Annotated in this window: 17 protein-coding genes; 4 read left to right on the forward strand and 13 right to left on the reverse strand. The window is 74.8% G+C overall.

Annotation, left to right across the window (positions count from 1 at the left end):
- Positions 1–56 precede the first annotated feature (56 nt).
- The gene (locus tag ABD993_RS34180) at positions 57–1079 is read right to left on the reverse strand and encodes a YlbL family protein (protein ID WP_345427435.1); all 1023 of its coding nucleotides are present in this window, start codon (positions 1077–1079) and stop codon (positions 57–59) included.
- A 49-nt stretch (positions 1080–1128) separates the two neighbouring features.
- On the opposite strand from ABD993_RS34180, the gene ABD993_RS34185 reads away from it, so the two are divergent.
- On the forward strand, positions 1129–2595 hold the full coding sequence (locus tag ABD993_RS34185) for a zinc-dependent metalloprotease (protein ID WP_345427437.1): 1467 nt from the start codon (positions 1129–1131) through the stop codon (positions 2593–2595).
- Between the two features lie 82 nt (positions 2596–2677).
- On the opposite strand, the gene ABD993_RS34190 is transcribed toward ABD993_RS34185, so the two are convergent.
- Entirely contained in the window at positions 2678–3232 is a 555-nt protein-coding gene (locus ABD993_RS34190; RefSeq protein ID WP_345427439.1) for a M48 metallopeptidase family protein, read from the reverse strand.
- Between the two features lie 119 nt (positions 3233–3351).
- Here ABD993_RS34190 and ABD993_RS34195 point away from each other — a divergent pair, with 119 nt between their 5' ends.
- Both ABD993_RS34195 and ABD993_RS34200 read left to right on the forward strand, forming a co-directional pair.
- Entirely contained in the window at positions 3352–4392 is a 1041-nt protein-coding gene (locus ABD993_RS34195) for a hypothetical protein (RefSeq protein ID WP_345427441.1), read from the forward strand.
- The gene (locus tag ABD993_RS34200; protein ID WP_345427443.1) at positions 4389–5714 is read left to right on the forward strand and encodes an ABC1 kinase family protein; all 1326 of its coding nucleotides are present in this window, start codon (positions 4389–4391) and stop codon (positions 5712–5714) included. The genes ABD993_RS34195 and ABD993_RS34200 overlap by 4 nt, the downstream gene beginning before the upstream one ends.
- A gap of 62 nt (positions 5715–5776) precedes the next feature.
- On the opposite strand, the gene ABD993_RS34205 is transcribed toward ABD993_RS34200, so the two are convergent.
- The 4 genes from ABD993_RS34205 to ABD993_RS34220 all read right to left on the reverse strand — a co-directional run bounded on the left by ABD993_RS34205 (position 5777) and on the right by ABD993_RS34220 (position 9011).
- Positions 5777–6010 (reverse strand): hypothetical protein, encoded by a 234-nt coding sequence (locus ABD993_RS34205; RefSeq protein ID WP_345427445.1) that lies wholly within the window; start codon positions 6008–6010, stop codon positions 5777–5779.
- 47 nt (positions 6011–6057) lie between these two features.
- Positions 6058–6441, reverse strand: a complete 384-nt coding sequence (locus ABD993_RS34210; protein ID WP_345427447.1) for a WhiB family transcriptional regulator — start codon at positions 6439–6441, stop codon at positions 6058–6060.
- Positions 6442–6601: 160 nt separating this feature from the next.
- Positions 6602–6808, reverse strand: a complete 207-nt coding sequence (locus ABD993_RS34215) for a hypothetical protein (RefSeq protein WP_345427449.1) — start codon at positions 6806–6808, stop codon at positions 6602–6604.
- A gap of 133 nt (positions 6809–6941) precedes the next feature.
- Positions 6942–9011, reverse strand: coding sequence for an ATP-dependent DNA helicase UvrD2 (locus ABD993_RS34220; RefSeq protein WP_345427451.1), 2070 nt, complete (start codon positions 9009–9011; stop codon positions 6942–6944).
- A gap of 95 nt (positions 9012–9106) precedes the next feature.
- Here ABD993_RS34220 and ABD993_RS34225 point away from each other — a divergent pair, with 95 nt between their 5' ends.
- Complete coding sequence (locus ABD993_RS34225) at positions 9107–9346, forward strand: mycoredoxin (protein ID WP_345427452.1); 240 nt, start codon at positions 9107–9109, stop codon at positions 9344–9346.
- A gap of 4 nt (positions 9347–9350) precedes the next feature.
- Here ABD993_RS34225 and nudC read toward each other — a convergent pair whose 3' ends face one another.
- The 7 genes from nudC to ABD993_RS34260 form a co-directional block, all read right to left on the reverse strand.
- Positions 9351–10343: an NAD(+) diphosphatase gene (gene nudC, locus ABD993_RS34230; RefSeq protein ID WP_345427453.1), complete on the reverse strand. Its 993-nt coding sequence runs from the start codon at positions 10341–10343 to the stop codon at positions 9351–9353.
- On the reverse strand, positions 10340–11719 hold the full coding sequence (locus tag ABD993_RS34235; protein WP_345427455.1) for a M16 family metallopeptidase: 1380 nt from the start codon (positions 11717–11719) through the stop codon (positions 10340–10342). The genes nudC and ABD993_RS34235 overlap by 4 nt, the downstream gene beginning before the upstream one ends.
- On the reverse strand, positions 11716–13020 hold the full coding sequence (locus tag ABD993_RS34240) for a M16 family metallopeptidase (RefSeq protein ID WP_345427457.1): 1305 nt from the start codon (positions 13018–13020) through the stop codon (positions 11716–11718). The genes ABD993_RS34235 and ABD993_RS34240 overlap by 4 nt, the downstream gene beginning before the upstream one ends.
- Before the next feature lie 28 nt (positions 13021–13048).
- Complete coding sequence (locus tag ABD993_RS34245) at positions 13049–14293, reverse strand: aldehyde dehydrogenase family protein (protein WP_345427459.1); 1245 nt, start codon at positions 14291–14293, stop codon at positions 13049–13051.
- Positions 14294–14563: 270 nt separating this feature from the next.
- Complete coding sequence (locus ABD993_RS34250; RefSeq protein WP_345427461.1) at positions 14564–15193, reverse strand: class F sortase; 630 nt, start codon at positions 15191–15193, stop codon at positions 14564–14566.
- 196 nt (positions 15194–15389) lie between these two features.
- Positions 15390–16130 (reverse strand): DUF4142 domain-containing protein, encoded by a 741-nt coding sequence (locus ABD993_RS34255; protein ID WP_345427463.1) that lies wholly within the window; start codon positions 16128–16130, stop codon positions 15390–15392.
- A 123-nt stretch (positions 16131–16253) separates the two neighbouring features.
- Positions 16254–17093, reverse strand: a complete 840-nt coding sequence (locus ABD993_RS34260; protein WP_345427465.1) for an exodeoxyribonuclease III — start codon at positions 17091–17093, stop codon at positions 16254–16256.
- Positions 17094–17114: the final 21 nt, after the last annotated feature.

Genomic DNA, 17114 nt, shown 5'->3' on the forward strand with positions numbered 1-17114 from the left:
GCCGTTCGTCCGATACGGCGGCGACGGTACAGGTCGGGACCGACATCACGGGCGGGTCACGGGCCGCAGGAGGGCACGGGGGCGCCCGCGTTCAGGGCCTCGAGGGAGGCGACGGCGGAGTCGAGCGTGGGCACCCGGACGAGCTGCAGCTCATCCGGTGCGTTCGCGGCGGCCTCGGTGCAGTTGGCGTCCGGGACGAGGAAGACGGTGGCGCCCGCGTCCCGCGCGGCCAGCATCTTGAACGGGATCCCGCCGATCGGCCCGACGGTCCCGGCCGCGTCGATCGTGCCGGTGCCCGCGACGAACCGGCCGCCGTTGAGCTCGCCCGGGGTCAGCTTGTCCACCACGGCCAGGGCGAACATCAGCCCGGCACTCGGCCCGCCGACGTCACCGAGGCTGATGGTGATGTCCCCGGTGGCGGGCTCGACGCCCGGTCGGACCCCGAGCATCCCGCGGCCGCCGTCCGGGCTCGGGCCGAGGACGATCCTGGCCTCGGCCCGCGCGCCCGCCCGCTCGTAGACGACGTTCACCGGGTCGCCCGGGGCGGTGCCGTTCAGCGCCGCGGCGACCTGGTCCGGCGTCGCGACGGGCACCCCGCGGACGGACACGATCGTGTCCCCCTCGCGCAGGGCGCCCTCGGCGGCCGAGCCGGAGACGATCTCCGCGACGGTGGCGCGCGTGGGCAGGGCCAGCTCGGCCATGGCCGCGAGCTCGGCGTTGGTCTCGGACGCCGCGAACTGCGCGGTGTTCTGCTCGTCCACCTGCTCGGTCGTCTGTCCCGGCGGGTAGACGGTGTCCCGCGGCACCAGCCTGCGGTCCGGGGCGAGCCAGAACCCGAGGGCGGACAGCGCGGTGACGCCGTCGCTCACCGCGACGGTGGTCATGTTGAGGTGACCTGCGGTCGGGAAGGTCGGCGTGCCCTCGACGGCGACGACCGGCGTCCCGTCCACGGCACCCAGGGTGTCGTAGGTCGGACCGGGCCCCAGCGCCACGAAGGGCACGCGGACGACGGTGCCGACGCCCACCACCACGACGACGAGGAGCACGGCGGCGACCAGCGTCGACGTTCGGCGGCTCACGGAGAGCGAACCTACGCCGCGTCCCGTTCGGTCCGCGTACCGTGGTGGCATGAGTGACGTCCCGTTCGGCTTCGGCCCCTCAGACCGCGACCCGGACCGCGACCGCAAGCGGGACGAGGGCGACGACAAGGGCCCCCAGGACGGCCCCCAGGACCCCTTCGGGTTCGGCAACCTCCCCGGTGGCGGGCAGTTCCCGGGGATCCCCGGGATGCCGGGCATGCCGGGGATGGGCGGCGGACCCGGCGGCTTCGACATGGGCCAGCTCGGCCAGATGCTCAGCCAGCTGGGGCAGATGCTGTCCAGCGCGCAGCAGGCGGGCCCGTCGGACGGGCCGGTGAACTACGACCTGGCCGCTCAGCTGGCCACCCAGCAGCTGGCGCAGACGACCTCCTCGTTGACGAACGCGCAGCGCACCGCCGTGGCGGACGCGCTCAAGCTCGCCGAGCTGTGGCTGGACCCGGCCACCGAGTTCCCGGCGGGCGCGACCGAGACGGTCGCGTGGACGCCGTCGGACTGGGTGAAGGCGTCGATGCCGACCTGGAAGCGGCTGTGCGACCCCGTGGCCAGGCGCGTGTCGGGCGCCTGGGTCGAGGGGCTGCCGGAGGAGATCCGGTCGGCCGCGGGCCCCATGCTGGCGATGATCGGTCAGATGGGCGGCATGGCGTTCGGCTCGCAGCTGGGCAACGGGCTCGGCCAGCTCGCCGCCGAGGTGCTCACCGGGACCGAGGTCGGCTTCCCCGTGGGGCCGGACCGCACGGCGGCGCTGCTGCCCGAGGCGATCGAGAAGTTCACCGAGGGCCTGGACCGCCCTGCCAGCGAGGTCATGATCTACCTCGCCGCCCGGGAGGCCGCCCACCACCGGCTGTTCGCCCACGTCCCGTGGCTGCGGGAGCGGCTGATGGGGGCCGTCGAGGACTACGCGCGCGGCATCACCGTCGACACCTCGCGCATCGAGGACATGGCCCGCCAGATCGACCCGTCGAACCCGGCGTCGATCCAGGAGGCCATGCAGTCCGGCATGTTCGAGCCCCAGACCACGCCCGAGCAGAAGGCCGCGCTGGCCCGGCTCGAGACGCTGCTCGCCCTGATCGAGGGCTGGGTGGACGCGGTCGTGGCCGAAGCCGTCGGCGAGCGGCTGCCCGGGGCCGAGGCCCTGCGCGAGACGCTGCGCCGCCGCCGGGCCTCCGGCGGGTCGGCGGAGCAGGCGTTCGCCGCGATCGTCGGGCTGGAGATGCGGCCGCGGAAGCTGCGGGCGGCGTCGGAGCTGTGGAAGCTGCTGGAGTCCGAGCGCGGGATCGAGGGTCGGGACGCGCTGTGGGCGCACCCGGACCTGCTCCCGGTCAGCGAGGACCTGGACGACCCCGCGGGCTTCGTCAACCGCCGCGATCTGGACGACCCCATCGCCGAGCTGGAGAAGCAGTTCGCCGCGGAGGCGGAGGCGGCTCAGTCCGCCGAGTCCACCGACGACGCGCCCGAGGACGACTCCGACAAGCCCGACGAGGGCGAGTCGAAGTAGGCCTCACGCTCGTTCCGAGCGGGATCCGAGGCACCCGCGTCCCGCTCGGAACGATCAGCGTCGGAAGGGTCAGCGGTCGCGTTCAGCCCGCCTGCTCCTCCGGACCGTCCGTCCCGACGAGGTCCAGGCCCGCCGCGGCCGACAGTCCCTCGAGGTAGCCGATCGCGCGCTCGGTGCGCGGATAGGCGCGCACCAGGGACCAGAAGTGGTCGTCGTGTCCCGGGGCGAGCAGGTGCGCCAGCTCGTGGACCAGCACGTAGTCGACGACCCAGCCGGGGACCTCGCGCAGCCGCTCGCTGATGCGGATGGTCCGGTCCTCCGGGGTGCAGGACGCCCAGCGCGTGCGCATCGGCGGCACCCAGCGGACCGACGCGGGTACCGCCTCACCCCGGAGGTACTTGCGCGAGAGCTCGGCGCACCGGGTCTGCAGGGCCTCGTCCCCGTGCCTGCCCGGTGAGCGCCGTTTCGCCTCGCTGCGCTCCAGCCTGCTGACCATCTCGTCCACCCAGCGCCGTTCCTCGGCCTCGCTCATCCAGCCCGGGATGAACACGATCACCGTGTCACCCTCGCGCCGCGCGCTGACCATCCGACGCCGCCGGTCACTTCGCCTGACCTCGACGACCGCGGGGCTCGCCATACCCCCCACCTTAGTGGCCCACCGGTCGACCCGGCGCTCCACGGCCGGGTTGTCCACAGCGTCGCGGGCCTGTGGACAGTCGTTCGCGCCGCGGGCCCGGACGCCCCATGCTCGACCGGGTGACCCCCCGACACGTCCCGGCCCGCGTGGTGACCGCCCCGCACCGCACGTTGCTCGCCCGCGGGCCGAGCGCACGCCAGTTCGGCCTGGACCCGGCTGGGAGTGTCGCGGTGGAGGCGCTGCCCGAGCCGGTGCTGCCACTGCTGGAGGGGCTGCGGGAGCCCACGGTGTCCGTGGAGTGGGTGGGTCGGGCCACCACGGCAGGCGTCGGCCCGGACTACGCGGCGGCGCTGCTCGCCGGGCTGGTTGCGCGCGGGGTGCTGGTCGACGCCGAGGTGGGGCCACGGCAGGCGGCGCGGCGGGCGGCGGCGCGGGTGGAGGTCCGGGGCGAGGGGCCGCTCGCCGCGGCCACCGCGCTCGGGCTCGCCCGGGGCGGAATCGGCGCGGTGCACGTCGTGTCGCGGGGTCCGGTCGAACGCGGCGAGCTCGGCGGAGGCCTCGATCCCGCGCAGCTGGGCCGGGCCCGGGGTGCGGCGGCCGCCGCCGCGATCGGCGGGCTGGGCCTGGGCACGGACACCGGTCCGGGGCCGCCGGGATCCTGGCCGGATCTCGTGGTGCTGGCGGACGCGCTGGTGCCCGATCCCGGAGCGGTCGCCGCCCTGCAGGCCGCGGGCGTCGATCACCTCGTCGTGAGCGTGCGGGAGGGCGTCGGGGTGGTCGGGCCGCTGGTGCTGGTCGGCCGGTCGGCGTGCCTGGGCTGCGTTGAGCTCGGCCGCGCGCGATGGGACCCCGCCTGGCCCGCGCTGTCGGCCCAGCTCGCCGGGCGCCGGGGTTCGGCCGAGCCGGAGACCGTGGCCGCCACCGCGGCGCTCGGCGCGGCCCAGGCGCTCGTCCAGCTGGACGGGGCGGCGAGACCACCCACCCTGGGCGCGGCACTCGAGCTGGACCCGCACGCCGGGCGGCTCACCCGCCGGGTCTGGGAGGCGGACCCGCGGTGCTCCTGTGGGTGGGCCGGGCGGCTGCGACGGGCGTCACTCCCGCGGACGGCGTCGGCCGAAACGTGCGCCGCGCCCGGAGGACGGGAGACAATCATGGGGTGACCGACATCCCGCGCCGCACGGCATCCCGGACCGCGAAGCTGGCCGGCCTCCCGCTGGGGGTGGCCGGGCGGACGGCCGCGGGCTGGGGGCGGAGGCTCGCCGGTGGCGACCGGGACGAGATCTCCGCCCAGGTGATGGCCAAGAGCGCCGAGCAGCTGTTCGCGGTCCTGGGTGAGCTCAAGGGCGGCGCCATGAAGTTCGGTCAGGCGCTGAGCGTGTTCGAGGCCGCCGTCCCCGAGGAGATGGCCGGGCCGTACCGGGAGGCACTGACCAAGCTGCAGACCGCCGCCCCACCGATGCCGACCGCGGACGTGCACCGGATGTTGGCCGAGCAGTTCGGCCGCGGCTGGCGTGCGCGGTTCCGGGAGTTCGACGAGGAGCCCGCGGCCTCGGCGAGCATCGGCCAGGTGCACCGGGCCGTGTGGCGGGACGGGCGGGACGTCGCGGTCAAGGTCCAGTACCCGGGCGCGGAGGAGGCGGTGCTCTCCGACCTGCGCCAGCTGTCGCGGATGAGCAGGCTACTGCAGCCGCTGGCGCCGGGCATGGAGATCAAGCCGCTGATCACCGAGCTGCGCGAGCGCATGGTCGAGGAGCTGGACTACCGCGCCGAGGCGGGCAACCAGCGCCGGTTCGCGGCCGAGTACGCGGACGACCCCGAGATCCGGGTGCCGAAGGTCGTCGCCTCCGCGCCGCGGGCGATGGTCAGCGAGTGGGTGTCCGGCAGGCGGCTGTCGGACGTGATCCGGGACGGCACCCAGGAGGAGCGCGACCACGCGGGTGAGCGGCTCGCGGGCTTCCACTACTCGGCGCCGTACCGGGTGCACCTGCTGCACTCCGACCCGCACCCGGGGAACTTCCAGATCCTGCCGGACGGTCGGATGCTCGTCGTGGACTTCGGTGCGGTCGCGGTGCTGCCCGAGGGTCTCCCCCACCCGCTGGTCCTGATGACCCGCTTCGCGCTGCAGAACCGGCCCGCGGACCTCATCGACCTGCTGCGGGCGGAACACTTCCTCCGCCCCGGCACCGAGGTGCCCGGCGAGGAGATCCTCTCCTACCTGGCGCCCTTCACCGAGCCGCTGCACACCGAGCGGTTCCGGTTCAGCCGCGCCTGGCTCCGCGGCCAGGCCGAGCGGGTCGGCGACCTGCGCCGCCCGGAGTTCGACACCAGCCGGTCGCTGAACCTGCCGCCGCAGTACCTGCTGGTCCACCGGGTCACCCTCGGCACGCTGGGCGTGCTCTGCCAGCTCGAGGCGGAGGTGCCGCTGCGCGAGATCGTGGGGCGTTGGCAGCCCGAGCTCTTCGCCGAGGCCGACCCCGCCTGACCTTCCGCACACGACAGCGCCCGCCCCGGCGGCTCCGGGGCGGGCGCGTCTCGGTACGGCCGTCAGCCCGCGGCGGCGCGGGCGCGCTCGGCGCGGCGGGCGCAGTAGCGCGCCAGCCGGGCCCAGCTGCGTCCCGCGGACAGACTGCGTGCGAGTCGATGCTCGTACGCGGCCCGTTCCGCATCATGCTGTCGGGACCGGGCGAGGGCTTCGTTCATCAACAACATGGTGCTTCCCTGCGCGTCGAGGGTGGCCGGGCGCTCCGGGCGGTCGATCCGGGTCACGAGAGTGGTCATGTCACTGGCTCCTGGGGTGTCGTGGTCGGTGGTGGTGGACGGCGGGGTCAGGCGCAGGACCGGGCGCTCAGGGCCCTGGCCAGCTCCTGCGCCCGTTGGTGGGCTTCGGCCCAGGCCCGGTCACGGGCGAGATCGGCCTTGCTGGGCCTGCCCCTCGGGCGCTTGCGCGGGACGACGACCCCCCTCTCGAAGATCTCGCCTCCCCACACGCCCCACGGCTCCTCCCGCGAGAGCGCGCCCGCCAGGCACTCGATCCGGATCGGACAGTCCGCGCAGAGGGCCTTCGCCCGCTCCAGCTCGGTCGGGGTTTCGGCGAACCAGAGGTCCGCATCGCCGTCTCGACAGGGCAGGTTCAGGTCCTTCTCCGGGACGTCGGACAACAGCCCGCCGACCGCCCGGGCGGAGTCGCCGCCGCCGCTGCACTCGGTCATGATCGCCCCGCCGTCGCACGGGGTGGATCTCACTAGCACCGCACTACCTCCTGGTGTGGTGGGTGGTTCTTCTCCTCGTTCCCCCTGGTCAGGGCAACAAAAAAGGGGCCGCGGATTCCTGTGGTGGAATCCGCGGCCCCGAGGTTCTCGGCCGGTCGGGCTAGGTCGTGGAGCGACCCGGCCCGCCTGGTGCGGACACACCTGTCCAGTTGTGATCGACGATCCCCGCGGTCTGCGGGACGAAGGCGCGCAGCGCCCAGCCACCGCGACGACGCGCGAACTCCGGCGTGATGACACGGGCGGCACCGACGGACGGCACACCGCACACGAGTCCCATGGACCGGGTCGTCGTGGTGAAGAGCTTCATCTCGGGGTGCCTCCTTCCGATGCGGGTCGTGCCACCGAACGGGCTGTTGCTCCGTCCGTGGTCAGCACAGTAATGCGGCGCCTCAGAGGGGCACAACCGAATTAATCCGTTGATTCGAGAAGCATCTCGTGACTCAGCCCGCCTCGGTGATCAACGCGAGGACGTCCGGGCCGTACCGGTCCAGCTTCCGTGCCCCGATCCCCGGGATGCCGACGAGCGCTGCGGTGTCCGCCGGTCGCTGCTCGGCGATGGCGGCCAACGTGGCGTCCGTGAAGACCACGTACGACGGGACGCCCTGGCGTTTCGCCACGTCACCGCGCCACTCGCGGAGCCGGTCCAGCAGCTCGGTGTCCAGATCGGACGGACATCCGCCACACCGCTGCAGCTTGAGCGCCTCGGTGCCGATGAGGGGCTCCCCGCAGATCCGGCACCGCGGCTTCGGCCCGCCCGCCCGGCGCTGCCCGCCCTGCGCGACGCGGGAGGCGGCGTGGTCCTCCGGGATCAGCCCGTGGAGGAACCGGCTGCGCCGCCGCTGCCTGCCCCGCCCGGCGGTGCGCGCCAGCGCCCAGGAGATGCGCAGCACCCGGCGGGCGCGGGTGACGCCGACGTAGAGCAGCCTGCGCTCCTCCTCGATCGCCGCCTCGTCCCCCTCGGCGTGCTGGATCGGCAGCGTGCCGTCCACCACGCCGACGAGGAACACGACGTCCCACTCCAGGCCCTTCGCCGCGTGCAGCGAGGCGAGCGTGACGCCCTGCACCGTGGGCGGGTGCGCCGAGTCGGCCCGCGTCTCCAGCTCCGCGGAGAAGCGCCGCAGGTCCGCCTCCGGCTCGACCGCCGCCAGCTCCTCGGCCAGCCCGACGAGCGCGAGCAGCGACTCCCACTGCGCCCGCATGACCGCGCCGACCGGCGGTTCGTCGCTCAGCCCGACCGTGCCCAACACCCGGCGCACTCCGGTGACCAGGTCCATGCGCTCGGGCAGCGGCGGCGCGGTGCGCAGCGCGATCATCGCCCGCCGGACCTCGGCCCGGGTGAAGAACCGCTCGCCACCGCGGACCTGGTAGGGCACGCCCGCCTCGGTGAGCGCCTGCTCGTAGACCTCCGACTGCGCGTTGATCCGGAACAGCACGGCGATCTCGGCGGCGGGCGTGCCGTCCGCGATCATCCGGCGGATCCTGGCCGAGACGGCGGCGGCCTCGTCCGGCTCGTCCGGGTGCTCGGTGAAGTCCGGGTCCGGCCCGGGCGGCAGCTGGCCGACGAGCCGGAGCCTGCTCCCGGCCACCCGTCCCCGCGCCGCGCCGATCACCGTGTTCGCCGCGGACACGATCTGCGGCGTGGAGCGGTAGTCCCTGGTCAACCGCACCACCGTGGCCTCGGGGAAGCGGCGCGGGAAGTCCAGCAGGTAGCGCGGCGAGGCGCCGGCGAAGGTGTAGATCGTCTGGTTGGCGTCCCCGACGACGGTGAGGTCGTCCCGATCCCCGAGCCACGCGTCCAGCACGCGCTGCTGCAGCGGGGTGACGTCCTGGTACTCGTCCACCACGAAGCACCGGTACCGCTCCCGGAACTCCTCGGCGACCCCGCCGTGCTCCTCCAGGGCGGCGGCGACGTGCAGCAGCAGGTCGTCGAAGTCCAGCAGCTCCGCCTGGTTCTTCAGCGCCTCGTACCCGGCGTAGACCGCGGCGACCTGCTCCGCCGGGCCGGGCACGTCCCGCCGCCTGCGGGCGACCTCGGCCGGGTACGCCTCGGGGGTGACGAGGCTGGACTTGGCCCACTCGATCTCGGTGGCGAGGTCCCGCAGTGCGTCGGAGTCCGTGCCCGCCTTCGCCCGGGCCGCCGCCTGACCGACGAGCCGGAGCTTGCCCTCCACCAGCTGCCACTGCCGGTCCCCCACGACCTGCGGCCAGAAGTAGCGCAGCTGCCGCAGCGCCGCGGCGTGGAACGTGCGGGCCTGCACGCCGCTCGCCTCGAGGGCTCGCAGCCGCGTGCGCAGCTCCCCGGCGGCCCGCGCGGTGAACGTGACGGCCAGGACCTGCCCCGGCGCGACGTGCCCGTGGCGTACGAGGTGCGCGATCCGGTGGGTGATCGTGCGCGTCTTCCCCGTGCCCGCCCCCGCCAGCACGCAGACCGGCCCGCGGGGCGCGGTGACCGCCGCCCGCTGCTCGTCGTCGAGGCGGTCCCCGGTCACACTGGCTGTCACGGCACCCATCCTGACAAACGCCACCGACGGTTTCGACCACCGGCCTCACCGTGACCCAGGACACATCAGGAAGGCCCGGGCCCGTCGGCGATGTTGAGACGGGCATGGCCGACCTGACGATGTACAGCACCACGTGGTGCGGCTACTGCCGCCGCCTCAAGCTCCAGCTGGACGAGGCGGGCATCGCCTACCGCGAGATCGACATCGAGCGGGACCCCGACGCCGCGCGCTTCGTCGAGGGCGTCAACGGCGGCAACCAGACCGTGCCGACGGTCGTCTACCCGGACGAGACCACGGCGACGAACCCGAGCTTCTCCGACGTGAAGCGCAAGCTCGCCGCCTGACCCCTCAGTCCAGCGCGGCCCACGAGTCGAGCATCGAGCGGGCGATCGATACCCGGCCCGGCAGCAGGACGGGGTTCCGCCCGGTCGGCTCCCCGGCCCAGTCGCCCGCCTCGATCGCCGCGCGAAGCTCCGTGCGGGTGATCCAGCGGGCCTCCTCGATCTCGCCGTCCGCGGGGACCAGGACCTGGTCCGGGTCCGCGCGGGCGTGGAAGCCCAGCATCAGCGAGCGCGGGAAGGGCCAGGCCTGGCTGCCGAGGTAGGTGATGTCGGTGACCTCCACCCCCACCTCCTCGCCGATCTCCCTGGCCACGCACGCCTCGAGCGACTCGCCCGCCTCGACGAACCCGGCGAGCACCGAGTACCGGCCCGGCGGCCAGATCGGCTGGCGGGCGAGCAGGACCCGGTCGGCGCCGTCGTGCACCAGGCAGATGACGGCCGGGTCGGTGCGCGGGTACTCCTCGTGGCCGTTCGCCTCGCACACCCGGGCCCATCCGGCGTTGTGCGGGCGGGTCGGCGAGCCGTCCCTGGCGCAGAACCGGGCGTTGTCGTGCCAGTTCAGGGCGGCGACGGCGCCGGTGAGCAGCCCCGCGCCGAGCGCGTCCAGCTCCGCGCCGACGGCGCGCAGGTCCGACCACTCGGCGGGGTCGTCCCCGGCGACGAGGTCCGGCCTGCCGCGCACCGCCCAGTAGGCGACGCCCTCGGCCTCGCCGAGCAGCACGGCCTCCTCCGGCGGGGCCGGGGCGAACTCCTCCGCGGGCCGGGTCCGGAGCGTGGCCCCGGAGCCCGCGGCGGCGTCCCAGCCCGCGGCGTCCCCCTCGGCGAAGCGCGCGGCGGGTGCGGTGTCCCAGGCGATCGGGGTGCGCCCCTTCTCGTCCACGACGACCATCCGCGCCGCCGACCAGCCCGCCTTCTGCCGGTCCGCGTCCAGCCGCAGCGGTTCGTCCCGCGCGGCCGTGCCCCGGGACAGGACGGGGGGTGTGGTCAGCTCGAAGCTCATGCGATGCCCCCCAGCGCCCGCAGCCGCGAGCCGATCGTGTCCGCGTCCCCGACGATCACGCCGGTGAAGCGCTCCGGCGCGAAGTACGCCAGTGCCGCCTCGGCGACCTGCTCCGGTGTCACGGCCTCCAGCCGCACCGGCCGCTCGCGCAGCCAGTCCACGCCGAGGCCCGCGGCGTCCAGCGCGGCGAGCGTGGAGGCCAGGCCGCCCTGGCTGTCCAGCGAGATCAGCAGCGAGCCGATCGCGTACCGGCGCGCGGCGTCGATCTCCTCGGCGGTCGGCGGGACCGCCACCATGCGCCCCAGCTCGTAGCGGGTCTCCAGCAGCGCGGCGGCCGTGACGTCGCTCGCCACGTCCGTCTCCACGCCGAGCACCGCGCCGCCGGGGACGAACTCGGCTCCGGAGTGGGCGCCGTAGGTGTAGCCCTTGTCCTCGCGGACGTTCTCCATCCAGCGCGAGGAGAAGTACCCGCCGAAGACCAGGTTGGCGAGCTGGAAGGCCGCGTAGCCCTCGGCGTCCCGGCTCAGCCCCGGACCGGTGAGCCGCAGCTGCGACTGGACCGATCCCGGCCGGTGCACCAGCTCCAGCGGGCCCGCGCCGGGCAACGGCGGCGCGCTCAGCGACCGGGCCGTGCCGTCCGCCGCCCACTCCCCGAGCGCCTTCCCGACGGCCGCGATGGCGGCGTCCGGGTCGACGTCGCCGACGATCACCAGGGTGGATCCGCGCGGCACCACCCCGGCCGCGTGCGTGGCGCGGACCTCCTCGGGGGTGACGGCCGCGACCGCCTCCCCGGTCGGCATCTCCAGTGCGATCGGGTGGTCGCCGAAGCGCTTGCGCTGCAACGCCTCCCGGGCGACGGTGCGCGGCTGCGAGCGGGCCACGGAGATGCGCTCGACGAGCCGCTCGCGCTCCCGCAGCAGCTCCTGGTCCGGGTAGGACGCGGTGGTGAGGACCTCCGCGAGAACCTCCAGCAGGGTCGGCATGCCCGCGGCGAGCCCGGAGCCGTGCACCAGCAGCCGCTCGGGGTCGACGGCGACGCCGAGGTCCGCACCCACCGCGGCCAGCTCGTCGTCGATCGCGACCCGGTCCCGGATCGCCGTGCCGGTCAGCAGCGTGGACGAGAGCAGCTCGGCCCGGGCGGCGAACGCCGGGTCCGCGGTCGGGTTCGGGCCCGCGAACGGGATGCGCAGCCGCGTCTCGACCATCGGCACGCCCGGCCGCCGCACGGCCAGGACCCGCAGGCCCGACGGCAGCGTCTCGGTGACGACCTCGGGCAGCGGCACCTCGCGGGTCGCGCCGAGCGGAGGCAGCGGGCGGGGACCCTGAGCGGTGCGGCCGATCTCCTCGGCGCTGCGGTGGGTGGTGGGGGCGCTCATCCCTCGTCCTCGGTCTCGGTGGTGGGCTCGACCAGCAGGACGGCACGGCCCTGGGCCCGCAGGGCGGCGGCGGACTCCCGCACCTGCTCCGGGGTGACCGCGGCGATGCGCGCCGGCAGCTCGGTCGCGATCTCCGCGCGGCCGTAGAGCAGCTCGCGGGCGCCGAGGCCGAGCATCCGGTACATCACCCGGTCGTCCTCGTGGTGCAGGGCCGCGGCCCAGCGGGCGGACTGGCGGGAGAGCTCCTCGATGCTCGGGCCCTCGGCGGCGAGCTTGTCCAGCTCCTCGTCCACGGCGGCCAGCACGCGGTCCGGGTCGACGGACCCGGGGTGCACGGCGGTGATCGTGAAGGTGTCCGGGTCGCGGGCGTCCAGCGGGCCGCCCATCAGCCCGTTGCTCGCGTTCACGTCGGTGACGAGCCCGTCCGCGTGGACCAGCCTGCGCTGCAGCCGGGCCGCCTCGCCGTCTCCCAGGACGGAGGCCAGCAGGGCGTGCGCCAGGTACTGGTCCAGCTTCGTGGTGGGGTCCGGCACCCGGTAGCCGACGGCCAGCGCGGGCAGCGGGGCGTGCGCGTCCGGCACCGCCTGGCGGCGCTCGGAGCCGGGGACCGGCTCGCCGAACGACGGGCGCACCGGGACGGGCCGCGAGGGGATGTCCCCGAAGTGCTTCTCGATCAGGGCGAGCGTGCCGTCCACCCCGTGCTCGCCCAGGTCGCCGTGCACGGTGACCAGCGCGTTCCCCGGGGCGTAGAAGGTGTCGAAGAACGACGCGGCGTCGTCCAGAGTGGCCTGCTCGAGCTCGGAGAAGTCACCGTAGCCGTTGTGCGCGTTGGGGAAGGTGTCGTAGAGGACCGGGGGCAGCAGGATCCAGGGGAAGCCGCCGTAGGGCCGGTTGAGGACGTTGAGCCGGATCTCCTCCTTCACCACGTCCACCTGGTTGCGCAGGTTCTCCTCGGTGAGCATCGGCGCGCGCAGCCGGTCCGCCTCGAGGAACAGCGCCCGCTCCAGCGCCGCGCCGGGCAGCACCTCGAAGTAGTCCGTGTAGTCCTGGTGGGTGGAGCCGTTGAAGACCCCGCCCGCCCCCTGGACCTGCCGGAAGTGGGCCAGCTTCTCCAGGCTCTCGCTGCCCTGGAACATCAGGTGCTCGAACAGGTGCGCGAAGCCCGTGCGCCCCTCCGGTTCCGAGCGGAACCCCACGTCGACGTGCACCGACACCCCCACGACCGGGGTCGCCGGATCGGGCACGACCAGCACGCGCAGGCCGTTGGCGAGAGTCGCCCTGTGGAGTTCGAGTTCGGACACGTCCCGACCCTATCTCCGCGGGCCGTGGCTACGCCGCGGGAGGAAGGACCACGAACTGGCGGAGCGTGAGGTCGGGGTAGGTCACCGGGCCGCGGGGGCCCGGGGTGTGGTCGACGTTGATCCCGGTCTCGGGCAGGCCGAGCAGCTTGTAGCCGTCCAGCAGGCGGGTCGGGGAGTTCCAGAACACACCGGTGCCGGTGTAGGCGTCGATGAAGCGGTGCGCGACGGTCTCGTCCGCCGCGCACACGCACGCCGCGAGGCCGGAGGTCTCCCGGGCGGCGGTCTGGGCCGCCTCGACCGCCCCGTCGACGGGCGCGACGGTGACGTGCGCCTCGTTGCCCGAGTCCAGCGCCCACTCGTGGCCCAGGGCGTGCTCGTGCGGCGGGAGACTGAGGGTGATCCCCCTGTCCCGCAGCACCTTCTCGGCGACGGGCAGCAGCCGGTCGTACACCGGGCGGTCGATCAGCAGCAGGTTGAGCCGGTTGCACACGCCGAGCCGGTCCGTGGAGTCGTGCACCAGCCGCTCGACGACGGCCTCCTCGGCGGAGGAGTCCAGGTACAGCACGCCGCCGCCGTCCGCGTGGGCGAGCACGCGGGTGCCCGCGGCCGCGCCGAGCGTGGAGAGCTTGCGCGTCACCTCCCCACTGCCGCGCACCACGACGAGCGGCACGAGGTCCGGCAGCCCCACCAGGGCCTCGGCGCCTGTGTGCCCGGGCAGCGGGACGAGCTGGACGGCGTCGGTCGGGATGCCGTGCTCGGCCAGCGCGGGCGCGAGCACGAGCTCCACGAGGGCGGTCGCGCTGCCCAGCGCGGCCGAGCCGGTCCGCAGGACGGCGGCGCTGCGGGCCTTGAGGACCTGGGAGGCCACGTCGACCGTGACGTTCGGGCGGGCCTCGAACACCGCGCCGATGACACCGACCGGGATGCTGCGCTCGAACACGCGCTCCCCGCCCGGGAGGTCGCGGACGAACCGCTCGGTGGGCGGCTCGGGGGTCTCGGCGAGCACCTCGAGCTGGGTCGCCATGTCCGCCAGCCGCTCCGGGGTGATCCGGAGCCGGTCCAGCAGACCGCCCGCCATACCGTTCGCGGTGGCGGCCTCGACGTCCGCGGCGTTGGCGGCCAGCAGCTCGGGGGCCCTCTCGCGCAACAACGCGGCGGCGGTCCGCAGCGCGGCGTCGACGGCGGCCCCACCGGCCGCGCGCACCCCCGGGGCGGCCGCGGCGGCGCGCTGGGCGGCGGTACGGACGGCCTCGAACTCCGGTGCTTCGCTCACCTGCTCAACGATACGAGACCGCGGAACCGACTTCGCCGACACGTTTCGTGCTCCCAGCGCTGCATGATCGCCGATCTCGTGCACCCAGGGCTGCCACGAGCGCGCTGAGAGCACGTTTCGTGCTCGCGCAGCCGGCGATCGCCGGTTGCGGGTCCGCAGGCATTCCCCCAGGCCACCCTGGGCACACGTTTCGTGTGCCCAGCGCGGCGACAACCGCGCTCCGCGCACACGAACGGTGATCATGCAGCGCTGTGCGCACGAAACGTGCACTCACAGGGGCTCGGCATACACCACGATGTTGTCCTCGTACGACCGCGTCCCCTGGTCGAAGCGGCCGCCGCAGGTGATGAGCACCAGCCGCGGGGCCCCGGTGCGGGCGAAGGTGTCCGCGGGCAGCGCGGCCTTGCCGAACTCCCGCCGCGCGGCGACGCGGTAGGCGACCCCGCGCCCGTCGGCACCCCGCAGGACGACGGGGTCGCCGGGGGCGAGCCGCGGCAGGACCGCCAGCACGCCGACGCCGGCGAGCCGCGAGTCCACGTGCCCCGCGACGACGACGGTGCCGGTCCCGGAGCCCGCGAGCGCTCCGGGCGCCCACCACCCGACGGTCTGCGGCGGGTCGGGGACGACCAGCGCCCCGTCCGGCGCGGTGCCGACCGGCACGACCGGGGCCGCGGCGCCCGGCAGCTCCAGCCCGACCGGCACGATCCCCGCCGCCCGGATCCGCAGGGGCGCACCGGGGCGCAGGTCTCCGGACTCGACGGTGCGCGCAGCGGTGGGCACGGATCCGACCGGGACCGCGGACACCGTGGGCTCGCGCCCGAGGACCAGCCACCCCGCCACTCCCAGCAGCGCCGCACCGGCGGCGAGCAGCGCGACCGCCCGCCACTGCCCATGATCCACGCCTGGGGAGCGGCGCGGTCGCTGGGCGACCGCCCCACTCCCCGTCTGCGGATCATCGTCCGGGGGCGCGCCCGCATCCGGGAGACCTCGGGAGGCCCGCGGTCGCCGAGCGACCGCCTCACTCCCCGAGCGTGGATCGTGGCCGCCACCCGGGACCTCCGGGCGGGGGTGGATGTCGGGCGGGGTCGTCACCGACCTACGCGCGCGAACGGCGGCGCGCCGTGTACCCGCCCGCCCCCAGCAGCACCAGGCCCGAGCCCGCGAGCACGAGCGGGAGCAGGTCGTCGGCGTCCGCAGCCTGGCCGCCGGTGCCGGCGTTCACCGACCCGGGAGTGGAGGCGCCCGCGGACGACGAGGCCGAGGAGAGCCGAGCCGCCAGCGCGTCGAGCTCGGCCAGGGCGTCCCGCGCGGCGGCCTTGGCCTCCGGGGAGGCGTTCGGGTCGTTGAGCACGGCGTTCGCCGCGTCCCGCGCCTGCTGCAGCAGCGACTGCGCGGCCTGCAGCCAGGCGGTGTCGAAGGGCTGCCCCGAGCGGGACTGGAGGTCGGCGATCAGGGCCTGCTGCTGGGCGTCGAGCTGGTCGCCGAGGGTCACCCCGGCGGCCGTCGCGGCCTGCTTGACCTGGTCGAGCAGCGCCTGCCCCTGGCTGGTCAGGTCGGGGGCGAGGCCCTGGACCTGCGCCCCGACGCCCTTCTCCGTGCCGAGCCCGCCGAGGGCCACGAGCGCGAGCGCGCCCTGGTTGGCCTGGCCGTACGCGGCGCGCGTGGCGTCGTCGACCCCGGCGGGCGGGGCGGCGTCGCCGGTCGGCTGGGGCGCGGGGGCCTGGTCGCTCGGCGAGGAGCAGGCGACCGCGCCGGTGAGGGCCAGCGCGGACAACAGCGTCCCGGCGGCGATGCGGGTGGTTCGAGAGGTGCGAGTAGTATCCAGCGCGGAAGTCACGCACCCGAGTATCGGCACGCAACGAACGGCTGCAACCGCACGGATGCCATCGTGTACTCCGTTCAGCCGACAGGATTGACACCCGATCGGCCGGGGAACACGGAGTGTTCGCATGATCGCGATTCAGCGACGCGCCGGGTTCGACGGCGGCGGCACCACCGGGCCGAGGTCCCCGTCCGGCGCCTCGTCCAGGTCGACCATCACGGGCGCGTGGTCGCTCGGCCCGGACCCCTTGCGCGCCTTGCGGTCGATCCACGCCGCCTGCACGCGCCCGGCCGGGTCCGCCCCGCACAGCACCAGGTCGATGCGCATCCCGAGGTCCTTGTGGAAGCGCCCGGCCCGGTAGTCCCAGTACGAGAACACGCGCTCGGCGGGCCACCGGTCCCGCACGACGTCCGACAGCCCGGTGGCCTCCAACGCGGCCAGCGCATCCCGCTCCGGAGGGGTCACGTGGGTGGAGTCGACGAACACCGCCGGGTCCCAGACGTCCGCGTCCGTCGGCGCGATGTTCATGTCCCCCGCCACGACGGTGGTCGCCGGATCACCGGCGGACACCATGTGCCTCAACGACTCCAGCCACCGCAGCTTGTAGCCGTAGTGCGGGTCGTCGGGAGTCCGGCCGTTGGGCACGTAGACCGAGGTCACCCGCAGACCGCCACAGGTGGCGGTGATCGCGCGGGCGTCGACGGACCCGTCGAACTCGGGCTCGGACGGCAGACCGCGCACGACGTCCTCCAGGCCCACCCGGGACAGCAGCGCCACCCCGTTCCACCGGCCCTGCCCGTGGTGGGCCACCGCGTAGCCGCGCTCGGCGAGGGGACCCGCGAGCTCGGCGTCCCAGTCGGCGTCGGACAGCTTGGTCTCCTGCAGGCAGACGACGTCCGGCGCCCGCTCGTCCAGCCACGGCAACAGCCGGGGCAGCCGGGACTTCGCCGAGTTCACGTTCCAGGTCGCGAGACGCACGACCCGAAACCGTACGTGATC

Origin of the sequence: Pseudonocardia xishanensis (assembly GCF_039541715.1) — a bacterium.
Classification (GTDB): Bacteria; Actinomycetota; Actinomycetes; order Mycobacteriales; family Pseudonocardiaceae; genus Pseudonocardia; species Pseudonocardia xishanensis.